The sequence below is a fragment of the Pseudarthrobacter sp. 01T43 genome (assembly GCF_056398665.1).
The window spans coordinates 92,514-107,037 of the sequence record NZ_JBFTPV010000008.1 but is presented as its reverse complement, the minus strand read 5'-3'; the positions used below and the strand labels follow the sequence as shown (position 1 = coordinate 107,037).

Annotated in this window: 14 protein-coding genes; 10 read left to right on the top strand and 4 right to left on the bottom strand. The window is 66.1% G+C overall.

Annotated features, from left to right (window positions below; translation table 11 throughout):
• Nucleotides 1-43: 43 nt before the first annotated feature.
• A complete protein-coding gene (locus AC1DIM_RS10060) occupies nucleotides 44-1,438 on the top strand; it encodes a pyridoxal phosphate-dependent decarboxylase family protein (RefSeq protein ID WP_477710338.1) in 1,395 nt (464 codons plus the stop codon).
• A 28-nt stretch (nucleotides 1,439-1,466) separates the two neighbouring features.
• Here the strand turns inward: AC1DIM_RS10060 and AC1DIM_RS10055 are convergent, their stop codons facing one another.
• Genes AC1DIM_RS10055 through AC1DIM_RS10045 form a run of 3 tightly spaced genes read right to left on the bottom strand, consistent with a single transcriptional unit; the run spans nucleotide 1,467 to nucleotide 4,511 of the window.
• Nucleotides 1,467-2,564: an aminoglycoside phosphotransferase family protein gene (locus AC1DIM_RS10055; RefSeq protein WP_477710337.1), complete on the bottom strand. Its 1,098-nt coding sequence runs from the start codon at nucleotides 2,562-2,564 to the stop codon at nucleotides 1,467-1,469.
• Nucleotides 2,561-3,289 (bottom strand): VIT1/CCC1 transporter family protein, encoded by a 729-nt coding sequence (locus tag AC1DIM_RS10050; protein WP_477710336.1) that lies wholly within the window; start codon nucleotides 3,287-3,289, stop codon nucleotides 2,561-2,563. The genes AC1DIM_RS10055 and AC1DIM_RS10050 overlap by 4 nt, the downstream gene beginning before the upstream one ends.
• A 52-nt stretch (nucleotides 3,290-3,341) precedes the next feature.
• Complete coding sequence (locus tag AC1DIM_RS10045; protein ID WP_477710335.1) at nucleotides 3,342-4,511, bottom strand: DUF4439 domain-containing protein; 1,170 nt, start codon at nucleotides 4,509-4,511, stop codon at nucleotides 3,342-3,344.
• Between the two features lie 106 nt (nucleotides 4,512-4,617).
• On the opposite strand from AC1DIM_RS10045, the gene AC1DIM_RS10040 reads away from it, so the two are divergent.
• The 9 genes from AC1DIM_RS10040 (at nucleotide 4,618) to trxA (ending at nucleotide 13,235) form a co-directional block, all read left to right on the top strand.
• Nucleotides 4,618-5,232 carry a ribosome maturation factor RimP gene (locus tag AC1DIM_RS10040; RefSeq protein WP_477710334.1) on the top strand — a complete coding sequence of 205 codons (615 nt, stop codon included), beginning with the start codon at nucleotides 4,618-4,620 and terminating at the stop codon, nucleotides 5,230-5,232.
• Entirely contained in the window at nucleotides 5,232-6,212 is a 981-nt protein-coding gene (nusA, locus tag AC1DIM_RS10035; RefSeq protein WP_477710333.1) for a transcription termination factor NusA, read from the top strand. Before AC1DIM_RS10040 ends, nusA begins: the two co-directional genes overlap by 1 nt.
• A gap of 174 nt (nucleotides 6,213-6,386) precedes the next feature.
• Nucleotides 6,387-6,791, top strand: a complete 405-nt coding sequence (locus AC1DIM_RS10030; protein ID WP_477710332.1) for a YlxR family protein — start codon at nucleotides 6,387-6,389, stop codon at nucleotides 6,789-6,791.
• A 152-nt stretch (nucleotides 6,792-6,943) separates the two neighbouring features.
• Complete coding sequence (gene infB / locus AC1DIM_RS10025) at nucleotides 6,944-9,859, top strand: translation initiation factor IF-2 (RefSeq protein ID WP_477710331.1); 2,916 nt, start codon at nucleotides 6,944-6,946, stop codon at nucleotides 9,857-9,859.
• 243 nt (nucleotides 9,860-10,102) lie between these two features.
• Nucleotides 10,103-10,612 carry a 30S ribosome-binding factor RbfA gene (gene rbfA / locus AC1DIM_RS10020; protein WP_477710330.1) on the top strand — a complete coding sequence of 170 codons (510 nt, stop codon included), beginning with the start codon at nucleotides 10,103-10,105 and terminating at the stop codon, nucleotides 10,610-10,612.
• Between the two features lie 321 nt (nucleotides 10,613-10,933).
• Nucleotides 10,934-11,215, top strand: coding sequence for a hypothetical protein (locus AC1DIM_RS10015; RefSeq protein ID WP_477710329.1), 282 nt, complete (start codon nucleotides 10,934-10,936; stop codon nucleotides 11,213-11,215).
• A 3-nt stretch (nucleotides 11,216-11,218) separates the two neighbouring features.
• Nucleotides 11,219-11,896: a DUF981 family protein gene (locus AC1DIM_RS10010; RefSeq protein WP_477710328.1), complete on the top strand. Its 678-nt coding sequence runs from the start codon at nucleotides 11,219-11,221 to the stop codon at nucleotides 11,894-11,896.
• A 404-nt stretch (nucleotides 11,897-12,300) separates the two neighbouring features.
• Nucleotides 12,301-12,786, top strand: a complete 486-nt coding sequence (locus AC1DIM_RS10005) for a nucleoside deaminase (RefSeq protein ID WP_477710327.1) — start codon at nucleotides 12,301-12,303, stop codon at nucleotides 12,784-12,786.
• Between the two features lie 14 nt (nucleotides 12,787-12,800).
• Nucleotides 12,801-13,235, top strand: coding sequence for a thioredoxin (trxA, locus tag AC1DIM_RS10000; protein WP_477710326.1), 435 nt, complete (start codon nucleotides 12,801-12,803; stop codon nucleotides 13,233-13,235).
• 79 nt (nucleotides 13,236-13,314) lie between these two features.
• Here trxA and AC1DIM_RS09995 read toward each other — a convergent pair whose 3' ends face one another.
• Nucleotides 13,315-14,478: a pyridoxal phosphate-dependent aminotransferase gene (locus tag AC1DIM_RS09995; protein ID WP_477710325.1), complete on the bottom strand. Its 1,164-nt coding sequence runs from the start codon at nucleotides 14,476-14,478 to the stop codon at nucleotides 13,315-13,317.
• Nucleotides 14,479-14,524 lie beyond the last annotated feature (46 nt).

Sequence of the window (14,524 nt, the reverse complement as noted above, 5' to 3'; positions counted from 1 at the left end):
GTGAACCTCGCAGCCCAGCGCTGCCCGGGCGTACCATGCAGGTATGTCCGCAGGTGGGGAACCCTATTCGGAAGCATTGTCAGTCGCGGCCCGGCGTGCCGCCGAGTGGCTGGCGAGCATGCCGGACCGGCATGTCGGGCCCGCCCAAAGCGCCCACGACCTCGCGGCGGACTTCAACGGACCCCTGCCGGCGCACGGGATGCCCGCCGCGGAGGTGGTTGAATATCTCGCGGACAAGGCCGAGCCCGGGCTGATGGCCATGCCCTCCGGGCGCTTCTTCGGCTGGGTGATCGGTGGGACGTTGCCTGCAGCGCTGGCCGCCGACTGGCTGGTCAGCGCCTGGGACCAGAACTCCGGCCTGCGCTACGCCACCCCCGCAATAGCCGCCATCGAAGAGGGTGCCGGCCACTGGCTGCTGGACCTCCTTGGCCTCCCCGCGGAAGCCGACGTCGGCTTCACCACCGGCGCGACCATGGCCAACTTCACCGGCCTGGCCGCCGCCCGGTGGCGGTTGTTGGCCGATGCCGGCTGGGATCTTGACGGCGACGGGTTGGCAGGTGGCCCGCGGATCAGGTGCTTCGTGGGCCAGGAACGCCACGAGACCATTGACTTGGGCCTGCGCTACCTCGGGCTGGGTCAGCCTCTTGCAGTACCGGCAGATGCCCAGGGAAGGCTGCTCCCGGCAGCGTTGGAGCGGCTGCTCTCCGAAGGATCCGGGCCGGCGCTGGTTTGCCTCCAGGCCGGAAATCTTCACTCCGGCGCCTTCGATCCCTTCGACGATGCCATCGAGGTTGCCCGACGGCACGGTGCCTGGGTCCACGTGGACGGGGCGTTCGGGCTATGGGCCGCGGCGGTGCCGGAACTCGCGCATCTGACGCACGGGATGGCGCTGGCCGATTCATGGGGGACCGATGCTCACAAAACCCTCAACGTTCCGTACGACTGCGGCATCGCTGTGGTCAAGGACAGCACGGCGCTGCGCAACGCCATGGGCCTGCACACGAGTTACCTGATCCACGATGCAGAAGGCCCGGGCGACCCATTCCAAAAGGTGCCGGAGCTGTCCCGCCGGGGCCGCGGCGTGCCCGTGTGGGCTGCCCTCCGATCGCTGGGACGGGACGGTGTGGCCGCCCAGGTGCGCGGACTCGCCGAGGCCGCTGCCAGCATAGCCAGCCGCCTGGCAGACGTGGACGGCGTCGAGGTGCTCAACGACGTCGACTACACCCAGGTTTCGCTGGCCTTCGGCGACGACGCCACTACCCGGGCCGTGACAGCCCGGGTGATAGAGGACGGTAAGGTGTGGATGTCCGGTTCACGCTGGCAGGGCAGGGACGTCCTGCGCGTCTCGGTGAGTAACTGGAGTACAAACACGGACGACGTCGGTACCGCGGTCGAGGCGGTCAGCTCTGCTCTTGCGGCGGTCCGGGCAGCCGGCTGACAGGCCTGGCGGCCAGGGCCTTGGATCCTCAACGGTCAGCCATGCCTGGTTTGGAATTGCCCGGTTCGGGCAGGTCGTGGGCGGCGGGGAGGTCCTCAAGAGTCTGCCCCGCAAGGGTACTGGCCACCCACAGGGATCTCGCCAGATCGCCTTGAAGGCCTGGCCGTGAGGAATACCAGAGCGCGTTTTCCACTTCCCGCACCACTGCCCATTGTCGTGCAGCTTCCTCGTCAAGGCCCGCTGCGGCGCTGAGATCCGAACAGCGCTGCCTCAGTCCTGCGGCCGGCTTGCCCCGCGGCAGGTCGCCCAGGCGATTCCACAAGAGCGGGGCCACCGCGAATTCGGGTTCACCGATCATCGGCTGCGGGTCGATGGCGACGAAGGTTCTACCGCCAGGGCCCTGGACACCGCCGCCGCGCTGGACACCGCCGCCCTGCACGCGTGCGCCCACAACACCCGTGGCCCCGGGCCGCGCCAGGATATTCAGGAAATGGAAGTCGGTGTGCACCAGGACGTCCCGGCCCGAGCGCCTGCCCACGGCACCCCGGGTCTGGCAGACTTCAAGGGCAGCTTCGAGCAGCCAGCGGGGAAAGGGGCGGCCCTGCTGTTCCCAGTCGGCGGGCAGGTCATCGCTCCACTGTTCTGCCCTGCCCGCGATGTGGTCGAATTCCTGCCAGATGGGCTCATCGTCGGGCACCAGGCTCAACTGCCGCATGAGCCCGCCCCAGACAACCACCGCTTCCTCGAGGGGGACGGTCTGGAGTGAACACCCCGGATCCAGCCGTTCCAGGAGCATCGCGCAGGTTCCGGCGTCGGACTCCAGCAGCCTGACGGCACCGGACCCTGCCCACAGGGAGAGTGCCTGCCGTTCAGCCTTGGCTTCGTCGTGGGGAAAGGCGATCTTGAGGGCACCCGGGCTCCCGTCTTTCCTGCGAACGGGGATCACCATGCCGCCGTGCCCGTGCCAGGGTAACGCACCAGTTTCCAGGTCCACGGCCAGCTCCCAATGTTCCAGCCGTCCGTGCAGGAGATCCGGCAGCGAGGAAAGCCAGGCCCGTCCGGCGCTGCTGCTTCCGTAGCGCGCGCTGAGGGCCGGCGGGACAGCTACTTCTGTCCGGAGGCTCACACCACGCCGCTAGCCCCGAGCAGGTTGCCGATCAGGAACGTGGCCACGAGGGCCAGCGCGCCGCCCACCACCACGCGCACCGCTGCACGCATCTTCGATCCGCCACCGATCCAGGCTCCCAACGCGCCGGTGGCCGCAAGCGCCACGAGGACGGCAACGAAGGTCAGCGGGATTCTGACATCCGCAGGCGGAAGGAGGATGGCCAGCATTGGCAGGATCGCGCCGATCAGGAAGGCGACCGCTGAAGCGAAGGCGGCGTGCCAGGGGCTGACGATGTCCGTTTCATTAATGTTCAGTTCCGCGGACAGGTGGGCGCCCAGGGCGTCGTGGGCTGTGAGTTCGCGGGCTACCGTGCCGGCGGTTTCGGCACTGAGTCCCTTGGCCTGGTAGATCGCGGCAAGTTCGGCCAGTTCCTCCTCCGGCTGTTCGAGGAGTTCCCGGCGCTCTTTTTCGATCAGGGCCTGCTGGCTGTCCTTCTGGCTGCTGACGGAGACGTATTCGCCCAGGGCCATCGAGATTGCGCCGCCAACCACGCCGGCAGCGCCGGCCACCAGGATCGGGCCAGGTTCGTTGGTTACTCCCGCGACGCCAACCACGATGGCTGCCACGGATACGATTCCGTCGTTGGCGCCCAGCACACCGGCACGGAGCCAGTTGAGGCGGTGGGCGATGTCGTTGTGGTGCGGCTCGTTGTCGTGAAGAGTAGCTGCAGGTGCGTTGTCCATGACTTCAGCAAACCATCCGGGGCCGGGGGCTGGCCAGTGTGCTGAGGCTACGCTAAGGCATGCCGCGGGATGGCGTGCTGCCGGCGGAACGACTCTGGGCCACAGCGGGCAGCTCTGCCAGGGCTGATTCGTCCAGGCCCACACCGGCAACGGGGCCCGTGGATGTACCCCAGTAAACGGTTCTCCGCGCCGCCGATTCAAGGGCGGCGACCGCCCAGACCCGCTCGGCTCCATCGCTGAGGGCAACCAGGTCGCCGTACGCCGGGAGCGACCCGGCCTCCAGCATCCCCAGCGCAGCTACCGGACGTGCCAGGAAGGCTGCGTCCAAGGCATAGCCTGCGGGCATCGGAGGCAGGGCGGCGCAGTGGGCACCGGCCGCCGCTTCCGCCTTGCGGCTGAGGCCTTCGTGCTGGGTCAGAAAGTCCGACGCCGGAGGCACGGACGCGGGGGGAAGCCGGGTCAGTGCCGCCTGGTAGGCGTACACGAGTTCCAGCTCCGCTCGCGCTACCGAGGTGAAGGAAGAAGCCAGGTCCGCACCGCCGCTGGTCGCCGCTGCGGTGCAGCCGGCACCTGGTGACTCAAGGGAGGAGCTGGCCGGGGAAGATGCGGCAGGGGAGGACGCTTCGGGGGAACGCGGTTCGTGAGAGGCCGGGGCGGACCCTGGCAAGGCGCGGCCCGGAAGTGTGTCCAACGCGGTACCCGTCGCCGCGGCCAGCTCCTCGGCCGCCAGGAGCTGGACGGTGCCGGCGCCGGCGAGAAGGCGGGCCATGCCGCCGTCGGCCTTTTCAGCGTCATCGAGCCGCTGGGCACCACTCGCGTGAAGGGCGGTGGCGAGCTCCGCGGCTGAAGGCGGGGGCGTAACTTGCGCAGAGGACGTTGCGGCCGAAGTGCTGGCCGTCGACGGACCAGCAGGCTGCATGTCAGCCGGCAGCATCAACGCCCGCGCCTGCACAGTCAGCAAAGTCACAGTGCGCTGCAATGCGGCGGCCGTGGGTTCCTGTTGGGTTGCCCCGGCGGCAGCCACGGCAAGTGCCCTCAGATCCATGGCGTCCGAGAACGCTGCAGCCCTGGCCTGCTCCGAAAACGGCGGCGGCGCGGGGGCGTCCGGCTCGCGGGGGATCAGCACAAAACCAAGGCTCAGCACCAACAATGCGGCCAGGGCGAAAACGGCGTACCGGAAATAGCGTCTGCGCCGGTCGGATTCCTTGGTGTCGTCGTTCACAACAGACCATGGTGTCACGGCAAGGGGGCATCTTCGTGCACCACTGCGGCCGGAAAATCGCTAGTCTAGTACTCACAACATCATCTATTGGAAGGCGGCCGGCATCGTGAGTAATGCAGAAGCCACGACTTCATCAGACCCTACCGGATCGGGTACGGCTGAAGCTGCGCCCGCCTACAATCCGGAAGCCGCACGGCTCCGGGCCCTGCTGGAGCCCTCGGTACAGGCGAACCGCCTCTACCTGGAGGACGTGTCCATCGTTCCCGGCTCCCACCGTGTGGTCCACGTAGTGGTGGACCTGCCGCAGGAGGAAACCGGCGGCGTGAATCTTGACGTCATTGCCGATATTTCCCGAGTCCTCTCGGACGTCCTGGACAATGATCCTGCGGACGACGGACGGCCCTACGATCTCGAGGTGTCCTCCCCGGGCGTCGGGCGTCCCCTGACCGAACCCAGGCACTGGCACAGGGCCAAGGGCCGGATGGTCAAGGTCAACGTCATCCAGGGCGAGAACGTCACCGGCAGGGTGCAGTCCGTGGACGAAACCGGCGTCACCATCATCCCTGAGATCGCCGTGAAGAAGGGCATGAAGCCCAAGCAGGGCGAGCCCCAGAATCTTCCTTTCGACAGGATCCGTAACGGAAAAGTCGAGATCGAATTCAGCCACCTTGAAGAAGCTGGTCTGGAACCTGAGCACAATGGACCTTCTGAGGAGGCCTGATGGATATTGACATGAGCGCACTGAGGCTTCTGGAGCGTGAGCGCGAAATCCCGCTGGACCTCCTGATCCCCACCATCGAGCAGGCGCTCCTGGTGGCGTACCACAAGTCGCCCGGCGCCTTTGAGAAGGCACGGGCCGAGCTGGACCGGAAGAGCGGCCACGTGACGATCTGGGCTGTGGAGATTGACGACGACGGCGCCCCCATCGGCGAGTTCGAGGACACGCCTGCCGGTTTCGGCCGGATCGCGGCGAGCACCGCCCGCCAGATCATCCTGCAGCGCCTGCGCGACGTCGAGGACGACAACATCCTCGGTGAGTTCAAGGGCCGCGAGGGTGAACTGGTGGCCGGCCTGATCCAGCAGGGCAACAATCCGCACATGATCCAGGTCAACCTGGGCGCGGTGGAGGCCTTGCTGCCGCCGCCCGAGCAGGTGCCGGGGGAGAAGTACACCCACGGCAACCGGCTACGCGCCTTGGTCATTGATGTGCACCGCGGCACCAAGGGCCCGTCTGTCACGCTGTCCCGTTCACACCCGGGCCTGGTACGGAAGCTCTTTGAGCTGGAAGTCCCGGAGATCGCGGACCGCTCGGTGGAGATCGTTGCCCTGGCCCGCGAGGCCGGTCACCGGACCAAGATCGCCGTCAAGGCCAACACCGCCGGCATCAACGCCAAGGGTGCCTGCATCGGCGAAATGGGTTCACGTGTCCGCGCCGTCATGACGGAACTGAACGACGAAAAGATCGACATCGTCGACTTCAGCGAGGACCCCGCAACGTTTATCGCCAGCGCGCTGTCCCCGTCCCGGGTGAATTCGGTCACTATCATCGACGAAGCCACCCGCTCCGCGCGCGTGGTGGTTCCGGACTACCAGCTCTCCCTGGCCATCGGCAAAGAGGGCCAGAACGCCCGCCTGGCTGCCAAGCTCACCGGCTGGCGGATCGATATCGTTTCGGACGCCGTCGCGCCAACGCAAAGCTGAACCGTCTCAAGCGCGTCGGCCGGCCCGGGATCGTCCCGGCCGATGCGCCGGTTTCGGGCAGAACGGCCCTGAGGGGCTAGAATAGACAATGACCGCGCCTAACGGCCGGTATTCGTGTGCCCTGAGTGTTTCTGTTCCGCTGACCGGCGGAGGGAACTCCCGGGGCCGGCAGTTATGAACGTCAGGAAGATGCTCACCGTGGCAGAAGTGCTTCACAGCGCGAATCAGCACAGCGAGGATCAACCGCAGCGTACCTGCATCGGATGCCGGAAGAAGGCTTCGCGGTCTGAGTTACTCCGGCTCGTCGCCGAAGGCAGCGGTTCCACCGCAGTGTTGGTAGACGAACGACGCCGGATGGCTGGCAGGGGTGCATGGCTGCACCCCAGCGAAGCGTGCCTGGCCCTGGCGGTCAAACGGCGAGCATTCGGAAGGGCCCTCAACGGCGCAACCGGGGCCACCGCCGTCGAACGCTGGATCCTGGCAGGCAAGCAGGCCGCCGGCCCGCTGCAGATGCCTGAGCACATGCCTCTGGCAGATGCAGCAAAAACCGTCCAACCTGAAAGCGGGTCAGAAAACTGATGGAAACCCGATGAGTTCCCAGCGATGAGTGCGCAACGATGACAAATTTGTTGCGCTCTGCAATGGGCCCTTCAGCTGCAACCGCGGCTGGGGCCCGCAGTAAGAAGTAGACGGTTCGTGCCTGGCTCGGTGCGGACCGAGACAGGAGAAATGTGGCCAAGGTCCGCGTACAYGAGCTCGCYAAAGAGCTCGGTATTACTTCCAAAGATGCAGTGACAAAACTGCAGGAACTGGGCGAATTCGTTCGCTCCGCCTCTTCAACCATTGAGGCCCCGGTGGTGCGGAAGCTCCGCAACGCCTACCCCGACGCCGCGGCCAAGGCTGCAGCTCCGGCAGCAGCGCCCAAGGCGGCTGCCCCGTCGGCCGAATCACGTCCCGCAGCACCCGCTCCGGGTCCCGCAGCTCCCAAAGCCCCGGCAGCACCTGCTGCAACGGCTCCCGCTGCCGCCGCTCCTTCAGCGCCGGCCGTGCCTGCCGCCGCAGCTCCGGCCGCGCCTGCAGCACCCGCTGCAGCAGCCCCGGCTACAAGTGCCCCGTCCACCGGCGCCAAGCCCGGCGCCCGGCCCGCACCCAAGGCTGAAACCCCGTCGGCACCTACCCGCTCCGGCGGATCGGGCCCCCAGGGCGGCTCTGCACCGCGCCCCGGCGGCCCCCGCCCGGGCAACAACCCCTTCGCCACGTCCCAGGGCATGCCCCGCGGCCGCGGCGGCGACGGAGAACGTGCACCGCGTCCGGGTAACAACCCGTTCGCTCCCTCCCAGGGCATGCCCCGCGCGGGTGGCCGTACCGACGGCGAACGTCCCGGTGGCCCCCGTCCCGCAGCCGGTGCAGGTGGCCCCCGCCCGGGTGGTCCCCGTCCCGCAGCCGGTGCAGGCGGCCCCCGTCCGGCCGCTGGTGCAGGTGGACCCCGCCCGGGTGCACCCCGTCCGGCAGGTGCCGGAAACCGTCCGACTCCGGGCATGATGCCCAACCGCACTGAGCGTCCCGCACCCGCTGGTGCAGGACGTCCCGGCGGCGGAGCCCGTGGACCCGGACGTCCGGGTGGCGCTCCAGGTACAGGCGGCGCTCCCGGTGCAGGTGGCGGCGCTCCGGCCGGCGGCGGCTTCGGCAAGGGTGGCCGCGGACGCGGTGGCACCCAGGGTGCCTTCGGTAAGGGCGGCGCAGGCCGTGGCAAGCAGCGCAAGTCGAAGCGCGCCAAGCGCCAGGAACTTGAGCAGATGAGTGCCCCGTCGCTGGGTGGCGTGAGCGTACCCCGCGGCGACGGCAACACCGTAGTGCGGCTCCGCCGCGGTTCGTCCATCACGGACTTTGCCGACAAGATCGAGGCAAACCCCGCAGCGCTGGTCACCGTCCTGTTCCACCTGGGCGAAATGGCCACGGCCACGCAGTCACTGGATGAAGAAACCTTCGCACTGCTCGGCGAGGAGCTTGGCTACAAGCTCCAGGTTGTATCGCCTGAGGACGAGGAGCGCGAGCTGCTCTCCGGTTTCGACATTGACTTCGACGCCGAGCTTGAAGCAGAAGGCGACGAAGACCTCGAGGCACGTCCKCCGGTTGTCACCGTCATGGGYCACGTTGACCACGGTAARACCCGMYTGCTCGAYGCYATCCGCAAGWCCRACGTKGTKGCSGGCGARCACGGCGGCATCACGCAGCACATCGGTGCCTACCAGRTCASCCACACCCACGAAGGCGAAGATCGCAAGATCACCTTCATCGATACTCCGGGCCACGAGGCGTTCACCGCCATGCGTGCCCGTGGTGCGAAGGTCACCGACATCGCCATCCTGGTGGTCGCAGCGGACGACGGCGTGATGCCGCAGACCGTTGAGGCCCTCAACCACGCACAGGCAGCTAATGTGCCGATCGTGGTTGCAGTGAACAAGATCGACAAGGAAGGCGCCAACCCGGACAAGGTCCGCGGCCAGCTGACCGAGTACGGCCTGGTTCCCGAGGAATACGGTGGCGACACCATGTTCGTGGAGGTCTCTGCCCGCCAGAACCTCAACATCGACGAGCTGCTTGAGGCTGTGCTGCTCACCGCAGACGCCGCCCTGGACATGCGCGCCAACCCGAACAAGGACGCCCGCGGTATTGCGATTGAAGCCAACCTGGACAAGGGCCGCGGTGCAGTTGCCACCGTCCTCGTGCAGTCCGGTACCCTGCGTGTCGGTGACACGATCGTGGCAGGCACGGCCCACGGCCGAGTCCGCGCCATGTTCGACGACGACGGCAGTGCACTGACCGAGGCCGGCCCGTCCCGCCCCGTGCAGGTACTGGGTCTGTCCAACGTGCCGCGCGCCGGCGACACCTTCTTTGTGACTGCTGACGAGCGCACCGCCCGCCAGATCGCCGAGAAGCGTGAAGCAGCCGACCGCAACGCCGCACTGGCCAAGCGCCGCAAGCGCATCAGCCTCGAAGACTTCGACCAGGCCGTGGCCGATGGCAAGATCGACACCCTCAACCTCATCCTCAAGGGTGACGTGTCCGGTGCCGTGGAAGCCCTCGAAGACGCCCTGCTCAAGATCGACGTCGGCGAAGGCGTGCAGCTACGCGTCATCCACCGCGGTGTTGGTGCCATCACGCAGAACGACGTCAACCTGGCGACGGTCGACAGTGCCGTCATCATCGGCTTCAACGTCAAGCCTGCCGAGCGTGTTGCCGAACTGGCAGACCGCGAAGGCGTCGACATGCGCTTCTACTCCGTCATCTACGGAGCAATTGATGACATCGAGATGGCCCTCAAGGGCATGCTCAAGCCGGAGTACGAAGAGGTCCAGCTGGGCACCGCCGAAGTCCGCGAAGTGTTCCGTTCCTCCAAGTTCGGCAACATTGCAGGCTCCATCGTCCGCTCGGGCATCATCCGACGCAACACGAAGGCCCGCGTCAGCCGCGACGGCAAGATCATCGGTGACAACCTCACCGTTGAGACGCTCAAGCGCTTCAAGGACGACGCCACTGAGGTCCGCACGGACTTCGAGTGTGGTATCGGACTTGGTTCGTTCAACGACATCACCGAAGGCGACATCATTGAGACCTTCGAGATGCGCGAAAAGCCGCGCGTCTAAGGTTCGTTGCTTTCGCAGGTGGGGTCGCTGGGATTTTCCGGCGGCCCCGCCCCTTCGCTGGGTGGCCAACGTCTTACGACGTCGGCCACCCAGCTTCGGCAGGCCCGATGCCACTCCCAGGCCGCCGGAATAATCCCACCGGCGTCCGTCGTAGACTCGCCTTAGGTGCGTGGCATCAAAACCCAACAATTGTGCGGGTGCCGTTCCGGCGCCGTCGTACATCCCAAATTTTTAGGAGTGGAAATGGCTGATCCCGCACGGGCTGCCAAGTTGGCGCAGCGGATCAAGGTTGTTATTGCGGAGGCTCTTGGCCGGAAGGTTAAGGATCCCCGGCTGGAGGGCATTACAGTTACTGATGCCCGCGTGACCAATGATCTGCAGCATGCCACGATCTACTACACCGTTTTCGGTGACCAGGCTGTCCAGCTGGATGCCGCCAAGGGGCTGGAGAAGGCCAAGGGTGTGCTCCGCCAGGAAGTGGGCAGGAACGTTACTGTCCGCCTGACCCCCACCTTGGAATTCGTGGCCGACCAGATCCCTGTGGTCGCCTCCAATCTTGAGGAACTCCTTCGGGAGGCCAAGAAGCGCGACGCCGAAGTGGCCGCCCTCGCCGAGAACGCCAAGCACGCCGGCGACGCCGATCCCTACAAGAGCGATATTCCCGCGGATGTGGAGATCGACGAGGACGACTTCGACGAAGAGGACCTTGACCTCACCGACGCCGAAGACCTCGACGAAGACGGCAACAAGTAATCTCACGCATGGAAGGCCCGGTCCGCAGCTGCTGCGGACCGGGCCTTCCCTTGTCTGCAGAAGCACGGCGCCCGCTCCTCCCGCTGCCGTCGCCACATCAACAGTCGGGGCCGCGAAATCCCAGCACACCATCGTTCCCGCGCAGCACGTCGGGGAGCTGATCGTCGCCGTCCTCACCCGGGAAACGCACCGAAGGCAAACCCATGTCCAGGCCATGCTCCGCGACGGCACCACCTACAAACCGAGTGGGTACGGTATCAGGGCCCATGGCGGCCCAAGCTGAGGTACCCCCAACCAACCCGGACAGGAGAACGTGCCCAATTGCCCTTTCGCTCCATGCCCTACGCGTGGTACGACATCTATATGTCCCAATATGATGGGTTCACCGGGCTCCCGATTGAAGTCAACGACGTGCAAACTCGCCGGTGGGGAGCGATATTGGTCAAGGCTGTCTTTGCGATCCTGGTGGTCGGTGTTGTCCTGTCGGCGATTCTCTGGGCAGCCATCAGTAGCGACATGGGCGCATTGATCCTGTCCGCCACGTTTGCGGCCTGCGCTGGCCTGATGGTCATTCGGCAGGCACTTCTGGCAGAGCGGGGGTAGTCCATGCTTGATCAGGGCATCACCTACAACACGACCATGGCGATGGTCGCAGGTGCCATCATGCTCTTGGTGCTCGTCTTTCTGCGCATGGTCCAGCAACCTGGTCGCAAAACGATCGACGGATGGGCCTGGATGTTTGCAGCCCTCGGGTTGTTTTTGGCCGTCACCGGAACTCACATGACCCTCACGTGGCCACTGAAACAGATTCCCGTTCCCGGAGTTCCTTGCTGCGCGGTCGACAACCTCACCTTCGGTGAACCCGCCATGTTCTATGGCTTTCTGGTGTTCTTCGGGGCCATAGCGTTGATGCGTGCGGAGAGAAACGCCGTCGGCCGCGGGGTGCAGCTCGAGCTCGTGGCCACCGTCCGGCCGTTCCTGTACGCGGGTGCCTTCGGCGGTATCGGGCTCATCATGATCGCCGTCGCCGGACTCGAGTTCGGGATGTGGCATCCACCCGAGGTGGAACCCATCGCTGGGATGCTGGCAGGCTCCATTCTGGAAGCGCTCTACATGGCGTTCGCCTACATCATCACTGGCGTGGCCGCCATCACGGCCCCGTTCGCACCTGAGCATCGCCTGGTGGCCAGGGTCTTCGCCGTGTCGTTGTTCATCGCAGGAATGATGTGGCTGTTCCTCAGCATCACCGTCTTCTACGGACACGTCGGTTTCTTCCCGCACTAAGCCTTGATCCACCGATCTGCCTGGGCGGATAACCTATACGGCTTGGGCGGATTTGCGGGCTGAGGGCCCGGCGAGGTGCTGGCCTCGGCGCTGGTGGCGTTCCACTGGATGTTCCTGGTTGTGGGCCCAGGGCGCTGTCCTTCGCTGGCGCGGCCGGCGGTTGGTCTTGTTTCCTGCGACCCCAGCCGTTCTGAAGCAGCCCTGCTGCTCAGCAAACACCCGACACGGATTGAGGTGCGCCACCCCGCAGGCGGGGCTGCGGGCAATGAGACCAAAGTTGATATGGACTTGTACAACGCCCGGGCGCAAGAATAGTCCTCCGGCGCGGCACCGTCGACTGGATTTCCCGTTCCGGTGCCCCCTATTTTGCCTGCGAAGCGTCCGGTCATGGCTAGGATCTAGCTATGACCCAGGCGAGCGAAAACCACGATGCCACCCGATACCTGCAACAGGCCATTCAGCTGGCCATCCGGAACGTCAACGATGGGGGCGGTCCTTTCGGCGCGCTGGTGGTCACCCCGGACGGCGGCGTCCATGAGGGCGTCAACCGGGTCACGCGCGACAATGATCCCACCGCCCATGCTGAAGTGGTTGCCATCCGGACGGCAGCCGCAGCCACAGCAAACTTCGATCTCAGCGGCGCAGTGCTTTACACCAGTTGTGAGCCATGCCCGCTGTGCCTGTCTGCCGCGCTCTGGGCACGGATCAACCGCGTCTATTTCGCGGCGGACCGCCACGGCGCAGCGGCCGCAGGTTTCGACGACGCCGTGTTCTACGACTATTTCGAAGGCACCAGGCCGGAACTGATGCCCGTGGCGCACGAGGCGATTCCGACGTCGGACGCCCCGTTTGAGGCGTGGCGCGCCAATGCGCAACGCACCGCATACTAAGTCCGGAGGTACCCGTGGAACCTGCACTGATCAACTGTCCGAGCTGCGGCAAGACCAACCGGGTACCCGCAGCTGCGTCCGGACGACCACGTTGCGGAAACTGCAAGCAGGGACTCCCATGGATCACAGCGGCGGGGGACGACGACTTCGCTGTCGTCGCGGAGCAGTCCCCGGTTCCGGTGCTCGTTGACTTCTGGGCCGCGTGGTGTGGACCCTGCCGGAGGGTGAGCCCCGTCCTGGATAAGCTGGCCACCGAGCGGGCCGGCGGCATCAAGCTGGTCAAAGTCGATGTTGACCGGGCGCCGCGGCTCTCCAGCCGGTTCGACGTCCAGGCCATTCCCACGTTGATGGTTATGGCTGGGGGCAAGGTGCTGGCTAAACAGGCAGGGGCAGCGCCGGCTGCGGCCTTACGCTCCTGGCTCGACTCGGCACTGGCCGGCCATTCTTAGCCGCGCGCCGTCATGTCCTAACCACGCTGCCCTGTCTCACCCCGCGCCGTCCTGAGGACGCTGTCTTAACCACGATGTGCTATTTTTGTTCCGGCAACCGGCCGAGGCCTTCAACGAGCTGCGGCCGGTTGCCGCACAGCGCGATCCGCACCCAGCCCTCGCCGATGGAGCCGAAGGCTGTGCCCGGCGCCAGTGCCACGCCGGACTCAGCCAGGAACCTGTGTGTCCAGGCGCGGACGTCGCCGCCACTGGCATGGGAGACGTCGGCCCACAGATAAAACGCACCCTGCGCACTCAAGTAGCGAATGCCTTTGGCCGCCAGCACCGCGGAGGCAGCGTCCCTGTTGGCCCGGTAGTGCGCGTGGGCGTCGATAACGTACTCCTGAGGGCCGGTCAGGGCCGCCAAAGCTGCATACTGCGACGGCGAGGCAATGCAGGAGACGATCGCTTCCATCACGTTGTTCATGGTCCGCTCCAGTCCAGGTGGACATATCAGCGCGCCGATTCTGAGGCCCGTCAGTCCGTACGTCTTCGACAGGGTCAGTGAGGTGAAGACGCGTGCCTGGCCGGGGACATCGCTGTCGAAACGTGCCGGGCTGACATGCGGAACGTCGTAGGTGAACGCCTCGTAGCACTCGTCCGAGATGATCCACAGATCATGCCTGCGGGCCAATTCCACGAGTTGCCGGGTCAGCTCCTCACCCAGGACGGCCCCGAGCGGGTTCGACGGCGAGTTCAGGATCAGGACGCGCGTCCTGTCGGTGATGAGCGCCTCCAGGTCCTCGATCCGGGGCTGGAAGTCATGGTCCGGATACTGCGGGTAGCCTACCGGGACGGCGCTCAGAAGCCCGGCGGTCATGGCGAACGTGGGGTAGCCGGGATTGGGGATCAGCACCTCATCGCCGGGGGAGAGGAGGAGGCTCATGGCGAAGTGCAGGCCCTGCTGGGCGCCGTCCACCACGTAGGCGCGCTCCGGGCCGATCCTGTCACCGTCCAGGCCTGCCCGCTCGCTGAACCTTTCCGCAAAAGCATCGCGCAGGGCCGGGATCCCGCCGTTGGGCGTGTAGTTGGTCTCGTCCCGGTCCAGGCAGGCCATGCCGGCCTCCAGGACATGGCGGGGGATCGGGAAGCCAGGTTCGCCGATGCTGAGCACTATTGCACCGGGTGTCCGCCAGGCAGCTTCGGTGATTTCGCGGATCTGGTTGACGGGGACGTCGCGGGCGTGCGCGGCAAGCTCAGGCATGCCTGCCATTCTAACCGGCGCGCCATCACGTGGGCGGGAGTCGCGT

Bases quoted from the DNA above. Each gene is read 5' to 3' on its own strand.
- AC1DIM_RS10030 (WP_477710332.1), top strand. From the start codon at position 6,387: ATGAACGTCAGGAAGATGCTCACCGTGGCAGAAGTGCTTCACAGCGCG.
- AC1DIM_RS10060 (WP_477710338.1), top strand. From the start codon at position 44: ATGTCCGCAGGTGGGGAACCCTATTCGGAAGCATTGTCAGTCGCGGCC.
- AC1DIM_RS10005 (WP_477710327.1), top strand. From the start codon at position 12,301: ATGACCCAGGCGAGCGAAAACCACGATGCCACCCGATACCTGCAACAG.
- AC1DIM_RS10010 (WP_477710328.1), top strand. From the start codon at position 11,219: ATGCTTGATCAGGGCATCACCTACAACACGACCATGGCGATGGTCGCA.
- rbfA (WP_477710330.1), top strand. From the start codon at position 10,103: ATGGCTGATCCCGCACGGGCTGCCAAGTTGGCGCAGCGGATCAAGGTT.
- nusA (WP_477710333.1), top strand. From the start codon at position 5,232: ATGGATATTGACATGAGCGCACTGAGGCTTCTGGAGCGTGAGCGCGAA.
- AC1DIM_RS10050 (WP_477710336.1), bottom strand. From the start codon at position 3,289: ATGGACAACGCACCTGCAGCTACTCTTCACGACAACGAGCCGCACCAC.
- AC1DIM_RS09995 (WP_477710325.1), bottom strand. From the start codon at position 14,478: ATGCCTGAGCTTGCCGCGCACGCCCGCGACGTCCCCGTCAACCAGATC.